Raw genomic sequence first — 20,040 nt, forward strand, 5'->3', positions numbered from 1 at the left:
ATTCCTGACAGTGGCGCAATTAACCGAAATGAATCACAGTGCGAATCGATTTGCCTTCGTGCATTAAATCGAATGCGGTGTTGATGTCGTCCAGCCCCATGGTGTGGGTGATGAAGTCATTCAGCGGGAATTCGCCTTTTAGGTAACGATCGACAAGGCCCGGTAGTTCGCTACGGCCTTTCACGCCGCCGAAAGCAGAACCGCGCCATACGCGACCGGTTACCAGTTGGAACGGACGCGTGGCGATTTCTTCGCCTGCACCGGCCACACCGATGATGATGGATTCACCCCAACCTTTATGACAGCACTCTAGCGCGGAACGCATAACGTTAACGTTACCGATACATTCGAAGGAGAAGTCCACGCCGCCATCGGTCAGTTCAACAATGACGTCCTGAATTGGCTTATCGTAATCTTTCGGGTTGAGCAGATCGGTGGCACCTAGTTTACGTGCCAGATCGAATTTGCTGGTGTTGAGATCGATACCGATGATGCGACCTGCACCGGCCATTTGTGCGCCGATAATCGCCGACAAACCGATGCCGCCGAGGCCAAAAATAGCAACAGTATCGCCTGCTTTAACTTTTGCGGTATTTAGTACGGCACCCATGCCGGTGGTGACACCACAGCCCAGCAGGCAGACTTCTTCCAGCGGCGCTTCTTTATTCACTTTTGCTAGCGAAATTTCAGGCACGACGGTGTGCTCGGCGAACGTGGAGGTTCCCATGTAGTGGAAAATCGGTTGGCCATTTTTAGAGAAACGGGTGGTGCCATCTGGCATCAAGCCTTTGCCCTGTGTGGAACGAATAGCCTGACACAGGTTTGTTTTGCCGGAGCGACAGAATTTACATTCGCCACATTCCGGGGTGTAAAGCGGAATAACGTGGTCGCCAACGGCAACGCTAGTCACGCCTTCGCCAATCGCTTCCACAATACCGCCGCCTTCATGGCCCAGAATCGCTGGGAATACACCTTCAGGATCTTTACCTGACAGCGTATAGGCATCCGTGTGGCATACGCCAGTGGCGACGATGCGCACCAACACTTCACCTTTCTGCGGTGGCATCAGATCCACTTCTTCAACCGAAAGAGGTTGGTTTGGACCCCAAGCGATGGCGGCGCGGGTTTTAATCATTTGCATGGTGGTGGCTCCTAATGGCATACCGTTATGGGTTGTAAGTTAAATGATAGGACGTCGGTGATCATCACGGTGTCGTCCCTCTTGAAAATGGTCGCTCACTAAAAATAAATGTTCATTCCGACTGAGCGGACTGCTCAATAATGAGCTTTTTAAGCGCCTCGACATTGGGGCCGAAAGCGTCGCGCCGCCATACCAGCCAGGTTGAAGCGGCTGCGATATCGGGCGGTAATTCATGTACCTGAACGCGTGCGCCTGCGGGCAGCGATTCGAGGACGGCATAGGGCAGCATAGCCAGCCCAGAACCGCTGGCTACACAGGCAAGCATGGCGTGGTATGAGTGAATTTCCATGATGGTGCCGGGCACCACGCCATCCTGACGGAACCAGTTCTCTAAGCGTTTTCTATAGGAACAGCTGGGGCGAAAGGCAAACAGCGTATCGTGGCTGGCATCTCGTGCATGGGTAATCGGTGAGTGCGAAGGATCGGATATCAGCACTAATCGTTCCGCAAAACACGAACAACCATTCAGCTCATCGTACACGACGGGGCCATCAACTAACGCCGCGGCTAGCGTTCCCGCCCGCACGCGCTCGATGATTTCCCCCGATGTACCGGTATTCAGGGACAGCGAGACATTGGGGTAGCGCTGATGATAAGCCGCTAATAGCGTAGGCAAACGAGTCGCCGCCGTGCTTTCCATCGAGCCTAGCGCAAAATTACCTGCGGGTTCACCCGTACGCGTCATGCTGATCGCTTCCTCACTAAGCGCCAGAATGCGCTGTGCATAGCACAAAAAATTGTGCCCAATCGGCGATAGACGCAGGCGCTGTTTTTCTCGGATAAACAGGTCGGTGCCGAGTTCCAGTTCCAACTGGCGTAACCGCGTGGTCAGATTTGAGGGCACTCGGTGAAGCTGCTCTGCGGCGCGGGCGACGGATCCCGTTTCGGCGACGAGACAGAACATGCGGAGTTGAGTCAAATCCATAGCTTTCTCTTTTCGTAATGAACTGGCATTTGATTATTCATTTTTTGTGAATTGTAGCGGCAAGCTGTGCATTTCGCAACAGGTGTGGATCACTCATATAGCGAACTCAACCTAAATCTGGCGCGATGAAACATACCGGAATGGTGGAAATTACGGGCGTAATTATCATCAAGATTAATATTTGGATTTAGAAAAAGAAGGAAGCGATAAAATGATCGCGGCCTGAATTAATAGCACCAAAATCAACTATTGCAGTGAATAGGGGAATATTTACTAACAGAAGAGACTCGAATGAAAAAATTAAGAATAATCACAGAAAAATAAAATCGTATTGTCTCCTGATACAATAGCAAAAGAGAAAAATAAATAGATAATTAAAATAAACAGTTAAATGTATAGGTAAATAGTTGTAACTAAGCAATAGCCAAAAACTATCGCAATTCTTTATTTTGATCGCATTTGTTGATGCAAGGGCGTAAAGTGCCCGGCCAAAGTGCCGATAATGTTAATGTATGGTAGGAATACCTTATCGTTATTGTAAGGAAGTGTATCTTTTTGTCATTAAAGGAAAATAACTCTAACTAATGAGAGCCTTAGCTCTTCATTAAGTGACGTAACACTCGGCGTATTTCCAATTAAAAATGTGCAGCCATCTTGTAGAAAGCGCAGAGGAAAATCGCCAGATAATTTATAGGAGTTTTCTGTGAACTTTTTAAAAAATATCACCATCAGGGCAATGCTTTTAACAATATTGGGGCTGTTTTTAGTTGTATGGGGCGGAGCATCTTTCTTTACCTCCACCTCATTAAGCAGCATGACCAAACTATTGGAGTCCGGCGAAACTCAGCGTAAAAACGTAGAGATGCTGGTAAAAGGCAATGACCAGTATTTTCGTACGGTTACTCGCTTGTTGCGTTCAATGGACTTCCAGCAAACGGGCGAAACTGCGGAAGCAGAAAAAGTATTTACGTCAGCGACAACGGCGTTTAAAAACACGTCAGATCAACTGGCGGCGTTTAAAGCCGCTGGACATGTCGGCGTCGATAAAGCAGCGGCAGACAATATGATCGCGTCGTGGACCCAATTGCTGGATAACGGGTTGACGCCAATGTTGAACGCCGCGCGTGATAATCGTCAGGAGGAGTTTCGTCAGCTTTTCCGCAAAGCGTACCCGCCGCTGAGCGTCGCGTTTGGCAGTAGTATGGATAAATATCAGGCCGCAATTATTTCGTCGTCAGAGACGTCAATGAAAGAGGTCTACGATCTGGTTGACTGGAGTAATTATATCCTGCTGGCTGCGGTGATTATTGGGTTGCTCATCCTGCTGCTGACCGATCGTTATCTGGTTAACTATCTGGTCAAGCCGTTGAATATGATCAAAGGCTATTTCCAGGTTCTGGCTGCCGGGCAGCTTGGTCACCCGCTTGACGAGTTTGGCCGTAACTGTGCTGGGCAACTGATCCCTTACCTGAAAGAGATGCAGGGAAGTCTGGTTAATACGGTTTCAATTATTCGCGATAGTTCTGCATCGATTCATCAGGGCTCAAGCGAGATCAAAAGCGGCAATAACGATCTGTCCGCACGCACCGAGCAGCAGGCTGCCGCACTGGAACAGACGGCTGCCAGTATGGAAGAATTGAGTGCGACGGTGAAACAGAATGCCGATAACGTTCATCAGGCGACGAAGTTGGCACAGGACGCTTCTGTAGCGGCGAAAAAAGGCGGTGAGGTCACGGCAGATGTAATGGCGACGATGGCGAGTATTACGACAAGCTCGAAGAAAATTGCAGACATCACCAGCGTGATCAACGGTATTGCCTTCCAGACCAATATTCTGGCGCTGAATGCGGCAGTAGAAGCAGCCAGAGCCGGTGAACAAGGTCGCGGCTTTGCGGTCGTTGCGGGTGAAGTCCGTAATCTGGCGCAGCGCAGTGCTCAGGCGGCGAAAGAAATTGAAAGCCTGATTGCGGAATCAGTTCAACGCGTCAACATGGGATCAAATCAGGTCACACAGACTGGCGAAGCGATGGATTCCATCATTTCTGCGATTACTCGTGTGAACGATCTGATGGGTGAAATTGCATCGGCGTCGGATGAACAGAGTCGCGGTATTAGCCAAATTGGTCTGGCTGTTACCGAGATGGATGGCGTTACGCAACAGAACTCCGCGCTGGTTCAGGAATCTGCCGCCGCCGCTGCATCTCTGGAAGATCAGGCTCGTCAGTTGACTGAAGCCGTATCGGTGTTCCAACTGTCGGCCGCAGAGGCACCTCGTCGTCCTCAACAGCGTCTGGCGGAGAAAGCGCCAGCAGCGCAGAAACCGATGTTACTCGCGGCCGCTGGCGGTAAGAAAGGCAACGCCAACGACAACTGGGAAACCTTCTGATAATTTCATGACAAACGGCGTCGCGACAGTGACAGCCGAAAAAATCAGGTAATTTATCGTTAAAAGCACTGGGGTTATTGCCTCAGTGCTTTTTTATTTATCGCTGAATAGTCGTTTTTCTGTGCGTACTCGTGACCCTCGTTACTGCACACTGGTGCACCCGCTGCGCTTGATAACTTGAATCTATTTCAACAATCATGACATACAATCACTGGATAATCGTTACTCTCTCAACTAGAGTGTTGACGGCGCTAGGGTCTGACCAAGACCGTGATAATACGATAGGCATAGTTACACCTGCAGGAGAATAATAATGTCATCACTAAGTAAAGAAGCCGTTATGGTGCACGAAGCGCTGCTGGCACGCGGTCTGGAAACGCCGCTGCGCGGGGCGTTGTTGGATCGGGATACGCGTAAGCAACGTATTGCCGAGCATATGACGGAAATTATGAATTTGCTGAGCCTCGATCTGGGCGATGACAGCCTGGCTGAAACACCGACTCGTATCGCCAAAATGTACGTTGATGAAATATTCTCCGGTTTGGACTACGCCAACTTCCCCAAAATCACCATCATTGAAAACAAAATGAAGGTCGATGAAATGGTCACCGTGCGTGATATCACATTGACCAGCACCTGCGAACACCATTTCGTGATGATCGATGGGAAAGCTACGGTGGCGTATATTCCAAAAGATGGCGTCATTGGCCTGTCGAAGCTCAACCGAATCGTTCAGTTTTTCTCTCAGCGTCCTCAGGTGCAGGAGCGCTTAACTCAGCAGATTTTGGTTGCGCTGCAAACGCTGTTGGGAACAAACAATGTTGCGGTCTCGATTGATGCAGTGCACTACTGCGTGAAGGCACGCGGTATTCGTGATGCGACTAGCGCAACGACCACGACATCGTTAGGCGGACTGTTTAAATCCAGCCAGAACACGCGTCAGGAATTCTTGCGCGCGGTACGCCACCACAATTAAGCCTCTTTTATTGGCGATGATGAGGCAAGTACAGGTTGTCATCGCCAAACTGATTATCGCTAAATCAGTAAGCATCTTCGCTTTTTCCCCGTCTGTGCATACAATCGCTACTTCGATGCTTTGAAAATGTAATTTGTATGCCTTCTCACACTATACCGTCACATCATTTTCCATCCTCGCGGATCGTTGCGCTGGATTTCGCGCGCGGCATCGCTATTTTGGGCATTCTCCTGCTGAATATTACGGCGTTTGGTTTACCGCATGCGGCATATCTGAATCCTGCCTGGCAGGGACAAGCGACATTATCTGATGCCTTAACCTGGGCGGCGATGGATCTGATCGCGCAGGCAAAATTTCTGACGCTATTTTCTCTTCTTTTTGGTGCGGGATTACAGCTTCTGCTCTCGCGGGGGAAACGCTGGGTACATGCACGTTTGTTCTGGTTGATGGTCATCGGGCTAATTCATGCCATTTTTCTGTGGGATGGCGATATTTTGCTCGACTATGCGCTGATTGGGCTGGTGTGTTACGGCATGATTCGCCATGCGGAGAGCGGTCGATTGCTAATGCGTACTGGGGCTTTCCTGTATCTGGTGGGGATCGGTGTGTTGTTTGTGCTGAGCCAGATTCTGAATTTGCAACCGGGGCGATTCTGGTTGCCGGGCATGGCGGATATCACCTATGAGGTTTACTGGCGGGCCTTAGGTGGGCCCGTGGCGTGGGAGAATCGCGTTGATCTGTTAACGGAAAGCCTGTTATCGCTGGGCGTGCAGTATGGCTGGCTATTGGCGGGATCGATGTTACTCGGTGCAGGGTTGATGCGCAGTGGCTGGCTAAAAGGTGAGTTCAGTACCGCCCATTATCGTAAGATTGCTCTGTGGCTAATTCCGCTGGGGGTGGCAATTAACAGTATTGGTGTGGTGGGCCAGTGGCTGGTGGGTTGGGAGTATCGCTGGAGCGGGCTGTTATTGCAGATTCCACGTGAGTTGAGCTCACCATTACAGGCGATAGGGTATCTTGCGCTGTGTTATGGCTTTTGGACCACGCTGTGCCAGTGGCGAATCACGTATTGGATTACAGATATCGGGCGTATGGCGCTAACCAACTATTTGCTGCAAACGCTGATTTGCGTGGTGCTGTTTAACCAGCTTGGCCTGTTTATGGCCTTCAGCCGCCTGCAACTGCTGGCGCTGGTTCCTGCTATCTGGGTCGTCAATCTGGTCTTTTCCCACTACTGGCTACGTTATTTCCGTCAGGGGCCGCTTGAATGGTTATGGCGTAAACTTACCAATGCGATAGGGAAAACGGCGTAGAAAAATACGCTACGGAGTGACTTTCTCGTTCTGCTGCGTAGGTTCCGATGCTGTTCTCGTCGGTTGTTGGTAAGGCTTAGTCTGATTAACTGGTGAGGTCAGCACCTGTTCCGGTAGAACAGCAGGGTAGTCAGGCGCATCTTCTGGGATTTTGTGCTCTGCTGGAATCGGCACTTGTGGTCCTAAAAAGCGTGGCTCGCGTTTGAGAATATACAGATCAAACAGCGCGCCCAGACGAGCGCCAAATTCACGAACTCGCACGGTCATCATATTTTTGGGGGAAGGTACGGCGTAACACTGCGCCTGAATACCAAGGTGCAGCGCGATGAATAGTGCACGCTCGCAGTGGAAACGCTGGGTGATGATGGTGAAATCGTTGGTATCAAACACCTTGCGCGTTCTGACGATGGAATCCAGCGTGCGGAACCCCGCGTAGTCCAGCACGATGTCCGAAGGCGGAACGCCCGCGGCGATCAAATCGCGGCGCATCGTCATCGGTTCATTGTAACTTTGCAGCGCGTTATCACCGCTTAATAGCAGATAGCTGACTTTACCGCTGTTGTAAGCGTTAATCGTCCCTTGCATACGGAACAGATAATACTGATTGATTACGCCGGTACGGTAGTATTTTGCTGTCCCCAGTACGACGCCGACCTGACGTTTCGGCAAGGTCTGAAGCTCATCGTAAATAAAGGGCGCGGTTTTCCAACTGATCCAGCGATCGAGGGAAAAAGCAGAGAGCAGCAGCACGCCAATGAGGGCTAACAAACCGAATGTCAGGCGTTTCCACATGCTTATGCCTCGGGTAAGGCGAGTAGACTAATCATGCCTCAAGGCTACTTTACCTGACAGGGGGACGCAAGATGCAGGAGAGAAACGGGCGGTTTATTGATTGAATTTTCAGCATTCAGCCCAATCTGGCATGAAAATAAAACACCAGCCTTTCGAGCTGAAAAGCTGGCGTGATAAGCGTATTAAACGCGACTACCCCACAGATCGTATTCATCTGCGTGTTCTACTTTCACTTTGACGATGTCACCGACTTTCACGCCAGTTTCGCCGTTCAGATAAACTGCGCCATCAATTTCAGGGGCGTCAGCCATACTGCGGCCAATTGCGCCTTCTTCGTCGATTTCATCGATCAGCACCAGTACTTCACGGCCAATTTTATCCTGCAAGCGTTGAGTGGAAATCGCCTGTTGAAGCTGCATGAAACGGTGGAAACGTTCTTCTTTGACTTCTTCCGGCACCTGATCGGGCAATTCATTTGCCGCTGCGCCTTCGACTGGGCTGAATTTGAAGCAACCCACGCGGTCAAGTTTGGCTTCTTTCAGGAAGTCGAGCAGCATCTGGAAGTCCTCTTCCGTTTCGCCGGGGAAGCCGACAATAAAGGTCGAACGCAGCGTTAAATCAGGGCAAATTTCGCGCCAGCGCTTAATGCGCTCCAGCGTTCTTTCTACCGCGCCCGGACGCTTCATCAGCTTGAGAATCTTCGGACTGGCGTGTTGGAGCGGAATGTCCAGATAAGGCAGGATTTTGCCTTCTGCCATTAATGGGATCACATCGTCTACGTGCGGGTAAGGGTAGACATAGTGCAGGCGCACCCACACGCCTAGCGATGCCAGTTGCTCACACAGGCTGACCATGCTGGTTTTGACCGGTTGACCGTTCCAAAAGCCGGTGCGCTGCTTCACATCTGCGCCGTACGCCGAGGTGTCCTGAGAAATCACCAGCAGCTCTTTTACACCAGCATTTACCAGGCGTTTCGCTTCATCCAGCACTGAACCGATTGGGCGGCTATCCAAATCGCCACGCATGGAAGGGATGATGCAGAACGTACAGCGGTGGTTACAGCCTTCTGAAATCTTCAGATAGGCATAATGGCGCGGCGTGAGTTTCACACCTTGCTCGGGAACCAAGCTGGTAAACGGATTGTGCGTCGGTTTAGGGACATATTGATGTACGTGTGACAGCACTTGCTCGTAGCTGTGCGGGCCGGTAATTTCCAGAACCTTGGGGTGCACTTCGCGTATTTGATTTTCTTTGGCACCTAAACAGCCCGTCACGATGACTTTGCCGTTCTCATTCAGCGCTTCGCCGATAGCTTCCAGCGACTCTTGCACGGCGCTGTCAATAAAACCACAGGTATTGACGATCACCAGTTCAGCGTCGTCATAACGTGGCACGACCTGATAACCTTCAGTACGCAGTTCGGTCAGAATCCTCTCGGAGTCGACGAGATTTTTCGGGCAGCCGAGTGAGACAAAGCCGATGCGTGGTTGCGGGGTGGAAATATTGCTCATAATGATAAAAAAATAGTCAGATTAGGGTTCGTTAGGGCAGCGATTGTACCGATGCATACATCAAATTCCTACAAGAAGATGAGGGATACTGCTGCCATGTATTGGTACCAATCTACGCCAGGTCGTTCGCGCATTGGCTCATCTCGTCAATTAGCGTATCAAGTGATGAAGGGGGAGGCAGCTGCCTTTTTTTCCTTTTCAACTTTGATAAGGAAGGCGTATAGCGGGGCAGGTAAGATAAAAGCGTCCCTCAATGTAGTTGCAAGCTGTTTATTGAATAGATCATGTGGCTGGTCAAATCCTTTCCCGACGAATTTTACCTTACCTTGCCGCGTTACGAGACCCATAAATGAGCCACGCCCTAGCGGGCCAACGCTTTGCGCTGTTCAAAACGCTAATGTTTTGTCCTGAAACTCGAATTATTTAGGGTATATATGTGAGAAATCGTCCTTCCTATATCGGGTCTTATTTCAATCGTAGGATCGATTTCCCGTATCGTCGCTGACAATGAGACGACTAATTTTTGGAAAGGTTCTAACAAGGACTTATTATAAAAAACCTTATTTTCATCATGCCAGTCTTTGCTGTTTTCTTCTTTTATCTTACTGAGTAACGTCAGGCTTTCTTTTTTAAATCCAGTAAGTATTGGCGATGTCGATTTCATTCTTGCCCCTACATTATCCTTCGATGGCAATATTCAAATAGTAATAGACTTTTGCCTGGAATTAAGCAAGGGGAAAATAGCCGTGGTTAAAAAGAGAACGATAATTGTGACTTAAGTCAAATTTTTATTTGGCTTATGAATTTTAGCTAGGAATGATAAAAAAGCTAATGCATACTTATTACAGAAATAAATAACTGTTTTCACTTTTATCAATAAGACTGATTCTAATTTTTACTTGTTAATTAAATTAATTAAGTCTTATATATGTTGTTTTAATGAATTTCTAATAACGCCATTAAATTTATTTGTTTGATGTTTAAGTGAATTTTACGGCATTTAGGGTTTTCTGCTTATAACGATAAAAGGTGTCTAATGGCCAGTGAAGGAACAGATTATCTGTATACGGGTCAGTTCAATGTCAGAAAAACTGTCTCCGCTGGTCTAAAATGCATAAGTATGCCTAAGTTTTGGCATCATCATCCGATGGTGTTTGTACACACAGACTCTATTCCATTAAAATCAGCGCGTTAAAATAACAAATATGATTTTAGTCTTAACATAATAGAGTTTAAAGGTTTTCTCCTTGTTTCTAGTGTGAGTATTTTAAATGTTCTTTTTATATGAATAAGGAATAGCGATATGTTTAAACCAAACAGTGTCATTCTCTATGTCAATGATGTCGATGCCAGTACAACGTTTTATACGTCTATTTTTGGAGAGGGCCCTATTGAAGCTTTCCCCGGTTTTTCTGTGTTTTCATTGAAAGATGGGTTTATCCTGGGGTTACAGACAAAGCACGATATTGAGCCTAAACCTGAACCTGCCTTTGGTGGATTTGAACTGTGCCTAAGTGACATTTCAATTGAGGAAGTCGATGCTATTTATAATGACTTTGCATCCCGTAATGTTCCTATGGCGTTGACGCCGACCAGACTAGAGTTTGGTTATACATTTGTTGCACTCGACCCGGACGGACATCGAATTCGCCTTTGCGCGACAGATACTAGCGGTATTGAAAAACTGTAATTTACCGACTGGCTTTATTCTTTTTATATTACATTCTTTGGAATAAAGTCAGTTTATTTATCTTAAATAAATTATAAAAAGCACTTATCGGTGCGATATGACCCTGCCTGCCACTCCATGAAAATGAATATCTGTCCCAAATACTGAGGAGAATAATGTGGGAAAAGTATGGTTTATTACGGGGGCTTCCCGTGGTTTCGGCCGTATATGGACGGAAACGGCATTGCGACGTGGAGATTGCGTCATTGCCGCTGCGCGTGAACCAGAAAAATTAGCAGATTTATGTAAGTTATTCGATGACAGACTGTTACCGGTTACGTTGGATGTGTGCGATCGGGCGGCAGCCGTGCAGGCGGTAGAAAAGGGTGTTCATAAGTTTGGCCGGATTGATGTGGTCATCAATAATGCCGGATATGCGCTTTTCTGCCCGGTGGAGGAGGTTCCAGAATCTGATGCTAGGAAAATTATTGAAACGAATTTTCTTGGTTCCCTATGGGTAATACAAGCCGTATTACCGTTATTAAGAGAGCAGAGGAAAGGGCACATTATTCAAATATCCAGCATTGCTGGTTTAATGGCCTTCCCCGGCATGGCGATGTATAACGCGACTAAATGGGCCGTGGAGGGGTTAATTGAAACATTGGCTGGTGAAGTCGACGCATTTGGTATTCATGTCACGTTAGTTGAGCCCGGCCCACATTTAACCGACTGGATTGGCTGCTCTGCTACCCGACCGCCTCATAGTGACATTTATCCTACCCTGGAGGAGATGCAGCAGCGTTGGCCCCGATTAATTCCTGCTGCACCGGAAAGTGTGGCACAGCCAATGATGGAATTGGTTGACGCGACTAAACCACCGTTGCGAATTTTATTAGGGGAAGGGTTAAAAACGCTGATTTTAAAAAATGGGCAGCATCGTCTGGCTGAATTTATATAATGTATTGATTATAAAAACCCTACTTCATAAGGAATAAGGAAATATCATGAAGCATAGCGATACGCGTGAAAACAATCGGAAAACAGTTAAGCAGTACATGGAAACTTTAGGGCAGACTAGGCTATCAAGACATGAGCTCTTTGATGATGAAGGGTACGGTGGATTATGGACTACAGATACAGGAGAGCCAGTTGTCACTAAAACTAAAAAGCGGTTAGCTGAACATGCGGTGTGGTCATTAGCCTGTTTTCCCGATTGGCAATGGTATAACGTCCAGATATTCGATACCCAGGACCCTGATATTTTCTGGGTGGAATGTGATGGGAAAGGCGAAATTAATTTTAAAGGATATCCAAAAGGATATTATGAAAACCATTTTATTCATTACTTTCAATTTAAAAATGGAAAAATTTTTATCCAAAAGGAATTTATGAATCCTTGCGAACAATTTCGTGCGCTTGGAATACCTGTTCCAAAGATAATGCGTGTAGGCATTCCCACTTAATTTCATTTTTATTATTTCTATGTCAATCGCATGATGATGCGATGGTCTTTTACGCTTCAAATATTGAAGAGGATATGACATGGCTATACCCCAGATAGAAGAGTACGATCTTGGTTCTCCAGCGCTGTCGGTAAAAAATAGCGTCTCATGGAATATTGAACCTTCCCGATCTTTACTTTTAGTTCATGACATGCAGGATTTTTTCCTCGCTCCGCTGCCAACAATGCTGCGTAATACACTAATAAAAAATTGTGAAAAATTAATTGATTGGGCAAGAAAGCACTCTATTCCTATTGTCTATACCGGACAGAAAGGAAATATGACGCCGAAAGAACGTGGCCTGCTTTATGATTTCTGGGGCGCCGGCATGAATGCCGAACCTGCTCATACTAAGATTACGTCGGCATTATCCCCACAGCCTGAAGATCATGTATTGAAAAAATGGCGATATAGCGCTTTTTTCTCCTCACCGTTGGATGAAATTTTTAATCGTAACCAAAAAGACCAAATAATTATATGTGGTGTCTATGCGCAGATAGGGATTTTGACAACGGCACTCGATGCATACTCTCGTGATATTGAGGTTTTCCTCGTTCAGGACGGCATTGCTGATTTTTCGTGTGCGCTGCATCAGAACATGTTGACTTATGCCGCTTCATGCTGCGCTTCTATTCTGCCTGTAGAAGAGGTGCTGAAATGAATACGGAAGCCAGCATCACTGAATTGCTTAAGCACTGTATAGGCAGAGAAAATCATTCATTTGCATTGTTGTTCCGGCCAGAGAGAAACATTTATCCCGAAATCGAAATAATAGAGGGCGATGAGCAACAACTGGCGTGTTTGAATGATTTAAACGATCTTCTGGTGAAAAAAGAGGGGGAGGAAACGCAAGATGTATTACTCCTTGCCCCCTATCGCCAGATTATAGAGCGGGGCTATTCCGCGATTGACGACCATAAACCCCTGATTGCGATCACCATTACGGATTACAACACCGTACCGCTACACAAGGCGTTAACGTGTTTGCCCAGTGTCGCCGTGGATGTCAAAAATGCGCATTTCACGCCGTCTGATGAGGAGTACGCCCGCACGGTCGCTGAGGTTATCCAGAACGAAATTGGAACCGGACAGGGCGCAAATTTCGTGATTCGCCGCGCTTATAACGCGACGCTAACCGACTACAGCTCGGAGATGGGATTAACCATCTTTAAAAATCTGCTGCTACAAGAGAACGGCGCGTATTGGACGTTCTTTATTCAGTGCCGTGATATGACATTAATAGGCGCCTCTCCTGAGCGGCATATCACGCTGGATGAACAACGTGTCTCCATGACACCCATCAGCGGCACTTACCGTTACCCGCCGACTGGTCCGACTCTCGAAGGGCTTATTGACTTTTTATCGAATGAGAAAGAGGAAGATGAACTGTCAATGGTTCTTGATGAAGAACTGAAAATGATGACCAGAATTTGCGACTCGGATGTAAAAACCTTTGGCCCGTTTTTAACGCCGATGTCACGTTTGGTGCATACAGGGTACCGACTTGAAGGGCATTCTTCGCTCTCTGTCCCCACGATTCTTCAACGGTCTTTATTTGCACCGACGGTAACTGGCAGTCCTCTCGAAAACGCGACGCGGGTTATTGAGAAGTATGAATCATCCGGCAGAGGCTACTACAGCGGTTTTGCCGCACTGCTGGGACAAACATCTGGAAAGCCCTCGATTGACTCGGCCATTTTGATCCGGACGACCGAAATTGATCGGACTGGAACTATGACCATGGGGCTAGGTGCGACACTAGTGAGAACCTCAGATCCTGCTTCGGAAGCGGCGGAGACGAGAGCTAAGGCTGCGGCATTTCAGTGTGCTATGGGGCTAACTAACTGTTCAAAATCTATTTTTCAAGACGAGCAGGTGACGGCTGCGTTGCAAAAGCATAACCAACGCCTTGCCGCGTTCTGGCTCGATAATCACTCAGCAGCACGTTCAAAAACGGGTGATACAGGACATGCCCTACTGGTCGATAACGAAGACGCCTTTACCTCGATGATGGAATATCAGCTTCGCGCTATGGGGTTGAGTGTTCGTCTTGTGCATTATTCCTCCTCTTTTCGCATTGAGCCGAACGAACTCTTGATCATTGGCCCCGGTCCCGGCGATCCGAGGGACCTTAGCGATGTACGAGTGATTAGAAGTCGTAAATTGATGCTGAATGCGATGCGACAGTGCCATCCGTTTATTGCCGTTTGTTTTGGCCACCAGATTCTGTGCGCCTCACTGGGATACCCCATTGCAGCGCTGGACTACCCTAACCAGGGGATTCAAAAAGAGATTTCTTTTTTTGGCAGGGTAGAGAAAGTGGGGTTCTACAACACCTTCACCGCCATTGATGATCATAACGTTCCGCCAGGTTTTCAGGGGGAAATTCGTGTTTCTCGTGATGAGATCACAGGGCATATCTTTGGCCTCCGCGGGCCGCGTTTTTCCTCCATGCAGTTTCACCCAGAGTCGGTCTTGACCCTTGATGGGCCACGAATTCTCTATGAATCAATACAACAGATGGTGATGTCATGATGATGGAATGGGTGTGGTGGGAACTCACAGAAAACGATCCCGATATCAAAGATCTACGGGAGCAACTTACGCAACGGGATGTGATTGCCTGGCATTCGGTGGAGGCACTTCAGGAGAAATACTGGGTGATGAATCATTCACCCACGCGTTGGGGGGCGATCATGCTGTGGCGTGAAAAGAAACCCGCCCTGGCAGATTTACCGCCGAATCGTTCGACTGAAATGATCGGGCGAGCGCCGGATAAGCGTATGAGTTTTACCGTCGCCGCCTGTTGTCTGAATGAATCGCACCTGGCTCCGCTTGCTTCTCTATTTGCGGAGGGTTTATGCACCACTATGCCATCGTAAATGCGTTCAGCGATAGGCCGCTGGCAGGGAATCCGGTCGCTGTCTTTTTTGACTGCGATGAGCTGGAAACCAATATCATGCAGCGCATTGCGGCTGAAATGAGGCTGTCAGAATCAACATTTGTATCCCAGCCGAAACATGGCGGTGATGTCCATGTCCGCATTTTTACCCCCGTCAATGAACTGGGTTTTGCAGGACATCCGCTGCTGGGAACGGCGCTCGCTTTGTCCCTGCGTCTAGGGAAAAGCACGCTGAACATTGAAACCGCGAAAGGCATTTTTCCTTTTACTCTGGAATACCCCAAACGGCTAGGAGACGCTGTCGTCGCGCATATTGATATGGTTCAGCCTGAACCGATGATTCAGATGTATACCCAGACTGACGCGCTATTACACGCATTGGGTGTGCCGTGCAGCACCTTGCCAGTTGAAATGTATGACGTCGGTCCGCGGCATGTCTTTGTCGGCGTTGAAACGCTGGAAATGCTTTCTGCACTTGTGCCCGATCAGCGTGCGCTCTCTCGGCATGAAAACATGGCCGCACTTTGCTTTTGCGGTACCGGTAATGCGTGGCGTATGCGTATGTTTTCTCCTGCTTATGGTGTGGTGGAAGATGCAGCGACGGGCTCTGCCGCCGGGCCTTTGGCGCTGCATCTTGCCAGGCATGGTGTCACACGTTTCGGCAGAACACTGGAAATTTTACAGGGCGTGGAGATGGGACACCCATCTAAAATGTACGGTCTTGCACAGGCTGATGGAGAGAAATATCGGCTATACGCTGGTGGACATGCGATACAAGTCGCGCAGGGAACCTATTTCATTTAAAGGGGAATCATGATGGGCAGCAGTGATTTTGAAAGCATGAGCGGAAAGGCTAATTCCGACTTTCTGCACTTTCATGCCGCATTACACGACCCTATAGCACGCGCACAGGCATGGGTGAAAGAAGCCATGGACGAAAAGGTCCGAGAGCCCCGGGCGATGGTATTAACCACCGCGAATGAGCAAGGTGAGATGAGCTCAAGAGTGATGGCTATTCTCGATTTCGCGGAGCAGGGCATTTTATTCGCGACACACAGATGTAGCCGGAAAATTCAGGACATTCAAGGTAATTCCCACGCGTGCGGCCATTTTTACTGGAAAGAACTCGGCAGACAATTATCAGTCAGCGGTCACGTGATCGCTATGCCACATGAGGTCGCCGTTGAAGTGTGGGAGCAACGTCCTGTTCCATTGCACGCGATGTCAACGGTGTCGCACCAAAGCCAACCATTGCTGGATAGCCATAAACTCTGGGCTGCGGCAGAGGAGCTTGAGAATAAAGGGCCGCTTCCCTGTCCAGAGCGCTTTTCTGTTTATCAGCTTATCCCTCAATCCATTGAGTTTTGGGCGTCAAGTTCAGATCGTCTGCACAGACGCCTGCGTGTTGAACGTGGGCAAGACGAATGGCGTAGTACCTGGTTGCAGCCGTAGCAGAGGGACACAATGAAAAATTTACCGAATTTTGATGCTCATCTGAAGCACATGATGCAATGGCATTTTTCTACGCAGACAGGAACGCCTTTCTGGTTGGAAAGGCGAGAGACATTGGATTTTGATCCGTTAACAGACATCAACACTTTCGACGATCTGGCACGTTTTCCTGATGTCGCTGATTTGCTACGTGACGTGCCTGTCGAGCGGCTTATCCCACGTGGTTTGCGTGATGAGAAAATAGCGGGCGTATTTGAAAGTGGGGGCACTACCGGTAAGGCTAAACGGCTTGTGGTATTCCAGTCCTGGCTCGATGAATTGGTGGCGTGGCGGCTGGATCAACCACATCCTGATGGCGAACAAAATGTGGGTAATACGCTGGCGCTTGTCCCCACAGGCCCACATGTCGTCGGGGCGATCAATCGCTGTCGGGCGTCAGCCAAAGGCGGACTGTTTTTTACCGTCGATCTCGATCCCCGCTGGGTTAAGAAATGTATCCAGAAAAATGATGTCGGGAGTAAGCAAGCCTATGCTGAACATATTATCGAACAGGCGGAAGATATTCTTTTCACTCAGTCTATTCAATATCTTATTGCCACACCGCCTATTCTTGAATATATGGCAAGACGTCCTGCATTAATTACCCGAATGAATCAAACGTTGAAAGAAATCACCTGGGGTGGGACGCAAATGGACTCCGATACCCAGCTGTTTTTGCAAGCGGAAGTCTTTCCTTCTGTTCCCATTAGAGCCAGCTACGGCAGTACGATGATTTTAGGTGAAGCTAAATCACGAAACGTGCCTGATATCGCCACGCCAGCGATTTTCGATAGTTTTGCTCCCTACGTTCTCTTTGATGTTCAGGACGCGCAGACCCGCACCCCTGTTGCGTTTGGCTCGCGCGGCCAGGTGGTTATGCATCATCTCAGCTGTTATGCCTTTTTTCCCAATATTCTTGAACGCGATACCGCGATTCGCATGCCACGAGAAGATAACTTCCCCGGTGCTGCAGTCAGTCAGGTTGCGCCGCTGTCGACGGTTGCCGGGAATGTGGTGATAGAGGGGGTATATTAATGAATGACGTCTCTCCCTCTTCACATGTGGTGACGCCTGAAAAGGCCATAACCGATTATGGTATCGATGCTTCAGCATTAGGGCGCCGCTATGTTACACAACGGCGTATCTGGGTTAACGATCTGCTGGATGTTCCTGTTGCAGACATGAGCATCGCCCCCCCTATCTATATCCACAATACGATCGATGCGATGAAGTCTGCGCCGGTTTTGCCGTTGGCAGAGATTCATGCAGCGATAACTGAGGCGGCGGAACGGTTCCAGTTCGGCATACTTGAGGGCTTATCCCCCGATGAATATTGCCAACGGGTGCACCGCACCACGGGCTTACCGTCTAGCGTCATTCAGGAAGCGCTGACGTCAATTGCCAACGCGTTGCGAATAATGCCTGAAACACTCGACATTGGGATGCCGAGAGGGGCTAGGTGGTCCTGGCGCGATCCTGATGCATTGGCAGGATGCAGTCTTTTCAGCCGTAAAGGAGACACATTTTCGGTTCTTGCAGCGGGTAATGGACCTGGCATTCATGCACTGTGGCCGCAAGCTGTGGCACTGGGCTACCGTGTTCTGGTCAGGCCATCATCACGGGAACCGTTCACTGCACAGCGTGTTATTTCCGCACTAGCCATGTCAGGTCTGGAAAATTACGTCGCGTTCATTCCCACCGATTATCGAGGCGCCGATGCGTTGGTTACCTCAACGGATTTTACATTGGCCTATGGCGGTTCGGAGATGGTAGAAAAATACCGACACCATCCGACGGTGCGAATACAGGGCCCCGGGCGTTCCAAGATCGTTGTTGGCGCGGATGCCGATCGTGATGAAGCGGTTGCCTTGGTAGCAAAATCCATGACCGATCTCGGTGGTGCCGCATGTGTATCAACGAGTGCTGTACTGGTTGAAGGTGACGTCACGGATTTTTGTCAGAGGCTGCGGTTGGCGCTGAAGCATATCCCCGCGCATCGCTTACCTCTCGGATCGGCCAAAACTGTCGAGCAATTATCACGCGTATCGGGCGATAGCATTCATCATCCGTTCGACGCTCCGCTAACGCCGTTTGGTTACCTTCTTCAGCCGGCCGTTATCGAGCTTAGCGAATTCGACGATCCCCGGCTTCAGCAAGAACTTCCATTTCCCTGTGTCTTCGTGGCGCCTTACCTCGCGACGAAAAGCATATCCATGTTGGCGGGGTCACTGGTCGTTACCGTTTTCTCCCGCCAACAGAAACTACTCAGGCCGGTACTGGATGAATCCAGTATCAGTAATGTTTATATCGGCGCTATTCCTACAACCTGGATGTCATTGCTGGTTCCGCATGATGACTATCTCTGCACATTTCTGATGTGCAGCCGTGGGGTGCGTGTGAATGCATTCTGGGATGACGTAACCACTACAGGGGAAAAACAGTGACAACACCTTATGCATTAATCTTTGGACCCGCAGACGTTTCACACATGATGGCGGATATGCAGCAACTCTATGCACATCATCCACAGGTTCGCGCCCGGTTTGAACATATTGCCAGCGTGGCGGACGTGAGCGTGGCGGTAATTCTTCGCCAGGCACCGATTCCTGACGATTTTTCATGCATTCAGGTCGTGTCACTCGGTTTGCTTGCCGGCATGTTGGGTATTGCTGATAGCGTCGTTGCACAGCGCGGTGAACCATGTTGTGCAGGCGGTATTAGCTTGGGTGAAGTCGCGGCGCTTTGTGCTTCCGGCGCATTGACGATCGATGATGCGGTTGCGCTCATCCACTTACGGGTAGATCGGCCAGAAACGGAGGATGAGACCGTAGGATTCGTCCTGTCCACGCAAGAAGGCGATCGTGATTTTTACCATCAGCCGCCTGAAATGCGGATTTCGGTGGACTATGGCTTAATCCAACAAGGGGTCGGCTCGCTGTTAATGGTGTCTGGGTTGCGCCGGGTGTTGGAAGGGAAAGGGCAGGAAGGGTCGGGGATGCTGGAGGTACTTCCACCCTCGCTCTGTCAGTCTGCCTACCACACGCCATATCGGCAGCGAATTGCCCAGCAGGTACAAGCTTATCTGGAGACGAAAAAATTGCTGTCCCCGCGTTACCCGATAGTGACGTGTCTGGATGGGCTCGATGTCGTGAACGATCCCGACGGCGTACAGGTCATGAGTGTGCGTGGCGAAACGGAGCGGTTGTCTGTGCCTACCATGATTCAACAGATACAGCGCCTGGGCGCAGTTGAGACAGTGTGTATTGGTCCTTTTCTTCGCAGCCTGAACATGGATTTTGGTATGCCTGCTTCTTTTTGGGATGAGAAATGGGTGACTGACATTTATCCGGCGGCGTAGGCCATTTGATCGCA

19 protein-coding genes are annotated in these 20,040 nt (G+C 49.0%); 14 read left to right on the forward strand and 5 right to left on the reverse strand.

The window, feature by feature from the left end; all coding sequences use genetic code 11:
* Positions 1-19 precede the first annotated feature (19 nt).
* Both GZ59_RS08910 and ptrR read right to left on the reverse strand, forming a co-directional pair.
* Positions 20-1,141 carry an S-(hydroxymethyl)glutathione dehydrogenase/class III alcohol dehydrogenase gene (locus GZ59_RS08910; protein WP_039291252.1) on the reverse strand — a complete coding sequence of 374 codons (1,122 nt, stop codon included), beginning with the start codon at positions 1,139-1,141 and terminating at the stop codon, positions 20-22.
* A gap of 112 nt (positions 1,142-1,253) precedes the next feature.
* On the reverse strand, positions 1,254-2,126 hold the full coding sequence (ptrR, locus tag GZ59_RS08915) for a putrescine utilization regulator PtrR (protein ID WP_039291254.1): 873 nt from the start codon (positions 2,124-2,126) through the stop codon (positions 1,254-1,256).
* Between the two features lie 703 nt (positions 2,127-2,829).
* On the opposite strand from ptrR, the gene GZ59_RS08920 reads away from it, so the two are divergent.
* The 3 genes from GZ59_RS08920 to yeiB all read left to right on the forward strand — a co-directional run bounded on the left by GZ59_RS08920 (position 2,830) and on the right by yeiB (position 6,801).
* Positions 2,830-4,512, forward strand: coding sequence for a methyl-accepting chemotaxis protein (locus GZ59_RS08920; RefSeq protein ID WP_039291256.1), 1,683 nt, complete (start codon positions 2,830-2,832; stop codon positions 4,510-4,512).
* A gap of 313 nt (positions 4,513-4,825) precedes the next feature.
* Positions 4,826-5,488: a GTP cyclohydrolase I FolE gene (gene folE, locus GZ59_RS08925; protein WP_011094252.1), complete on the forward strand. Its 663-nt coding sequence runs from the start codon at positions 4,826-4,828 to the stop codon at positions 5,486-5,488.
* A gap of 137 nt (positions 5,489-5,625) precedes the next feature.
* Positions 5,626-6,801, forward strand: coding sequence for a DUF418 domain-containing protein YeiB (gene yeiB / locus GZ59_RS08930; protein WP_039291259.1), 1,176 nt, complete (start codon positions 5,626-5,628; stop codon positions 6,799-6,801).
* A gap of 9 nt (positions 6,802-6,810) precedes the next feature.
* Here the strand turns inward: yeiB and sanA are convergent, their stop codons facing one another.
* From sanA to GZ59_RS24060, 3 genes are all read right to left on the reverse strand, one after another.
* A complete protein-coding gene (gene sanA, locus GZ59_RS08935) occupies positions 6,811-7,593 on the reverse strand; it encodes an outer membrane permeability protein SanA (RefSeq protein ID WP_039291261.1) in 783 nt (260 codons plus the stop codon).
* A 182-nt stretch (positions 7,594-7,775) separates the two neighbouring features.
* Positions 7,776-9,104 carry a 30S ribosomal protein S12 methylthiotransferase RimO gene (rimO, locus tag GZ59_RS08940; RefSeq protein ID WP_011094249.1) on the reverse strand — a complete coding sequence of 443 codons (1,329 nt, stop codon included), beginning with the start codon at positions 9,102-9,104 and terminating at the stop codon, positions 7,776-7,778.
* A gap of 394 nt (positions 9,105-9,498) precedes the next feature.
* A complete protein-coding gene (locus GZ59_RS24060; RefSeq protein WP_051122288.1) occupies positions 9,499-9,768 on the reverse strand; it encodes a DUF2461 family protein in 270 nt (89 codons plus the stop codon).
* Positions 9,769-10,407: 639 nt separating this feature from the next.
* On the opposite strand from GZ59_RS24060, the gene GZ59_RS08955 reads away from it, so the two are divergent.
* From GZ59_RS08955 to GZ59_RS09005, 11 genes are all read left to right on the forward strand, one after another.
* A complete protein-coding gene (locus tag GZ59_RS08955; protein WP_011094246.1) occupies positions 10,408-10,794 on the forward strand; it encodes a VOC family protein in 387 nt (128 codons plus the stop codon).
* Between the two features lie 157 nt (positions 10,795-10,951).
* A complete protein-coding gene (locus tag GZ59_RS08960) occupies positions 10,952-11,731 on the forward strand; it encodes an SDR family oxidoreductase (protein WP_011094245.1) in 780 nt (259 codons plus the stop codon).
* 46 nt (positions 11,732-11,777) lie between these two features.
* Entirely contained in the window at positions 11,778-12,236 is a 459-nt protein-coding gene (locus GZ59_RS08965; protein WP_011094244.1) for a PhzA/PhzB family protein, read from the forward strand.
* Between the two features lie 79 nt (positions 12,237-12,315).
* Complete coding sequence (locus GZ59_RS08970; protein WP_011094243.1) at positions 12,316-12,936, forward strand: isochorismatase family protein; 621 nt, start codon at positions 12,316-12,318, stop codon at positions 12,934-12,936.
* A complete protein-coding gene (locus tag GZ59_RS08975; RefSeq protein ID WP_011094242.1) occupies positions 12,933-14,810 on the forward strand; it encodes an anthranilate synthase family protein in 1,878 nt (625 codons plus the stop codon). Before GZ59_RS08970 ends, GZ59_RS08975 begins: the two co-directional genes overlap by 4 nt.
* Positions 14,807-15,157: a hypothetical protein gene (locus tag GZ59_RS08980; RefSeq protein WP_039291267.1), complete on the forward strand. Its 351-nt coding sequence runs from the start codon at positions 14,807-14,809 to the stop codon at positions 15,155-15,157. Before GZ59_RS08975 ends, GZ59_RS08980 begins: the two co-directional genes overlap by 4 nt.
* The gene (locus GZ59_RS08985) at positions 15,136-15,981 is read left to right on the forward strand and encodes a PhzF family phenazine biosynthesis protein (protein WP_039291269.1); all 846 of its coding nucleotides are present in this window, start codon (positions 15,136-15,138) and stop codon (positions 15,979-15,981) included. The genes GZ59_RS08980 and GZ59_RS08985 overlap by 22 nt, the downstream gene beginning before the upstream one ends.
* Before the next feature lie 9 nt (positions 15,982-15,990).
* On the forward strand, positions 15,991-16,629 hold the full coding sequence (locus GZ59_RS08990; RefSeq protein ID WP_051122289.1) for a pyridoxal 5'-phosphate synthase: 639 nt from the start codon (positions 15,991-15,993) through the stop codon (positions 16,627-16,629).
* Between the two features lie 12 nt (positions 16,630-16,641).
* The gene (locus GZ59_RS08995) at positions 16,642-17,703 is read left to right on the forward strand and encodes a phenylacetate--CoA ligase family protein (RefSeq protein ID WP_039291272.1); all 1,062 of its coding nucleotides are present in this window, start codon (positions 16,642-16,644) and stop codon (positions 17,701-17,703) included.
* Positions 17,703-19,112, forward strand: a complete 1,410-nt coding sequence (locus GZ59_RS09000; protein WP_144243124.1) for an aldehyde dehydrogenase family protein — start codon at positions 17,703-17,705, stop codon at positions 19,110-19,112. The genes GZ59_RS08995 and GZ59_RS09000 overlap by 1 nt, the downstream gene beginning before the upstream one ends.
* Positions 19,109-20,026, forward strand: a complete 918-nt coding sequence (locus tag GZ59_RS09005; protein WP_039291274.1) for an acyltransferase domain-containing protein — start codon at positions 19,109-19,111, stop codon at positions 20,024-20,026. The genes GZ59_RS09000 and GZ59_RS09005 overlap by 4 nt, the downstream gene beginning before the upstream one ends.
* Positions 20,027-20,040 lie beyond the last annotated feature (14 nt).

This window comes from Pectobacterium atrosepticum, assembly GCF_000740965.1.
Classification (GTDB): Bacteria; Pseudomonadota; Gammaproteobacteria; order Enterobacterales; family Enterobacteriaceae; genus Pectobacterium; species Pectobacterium atrosepticum.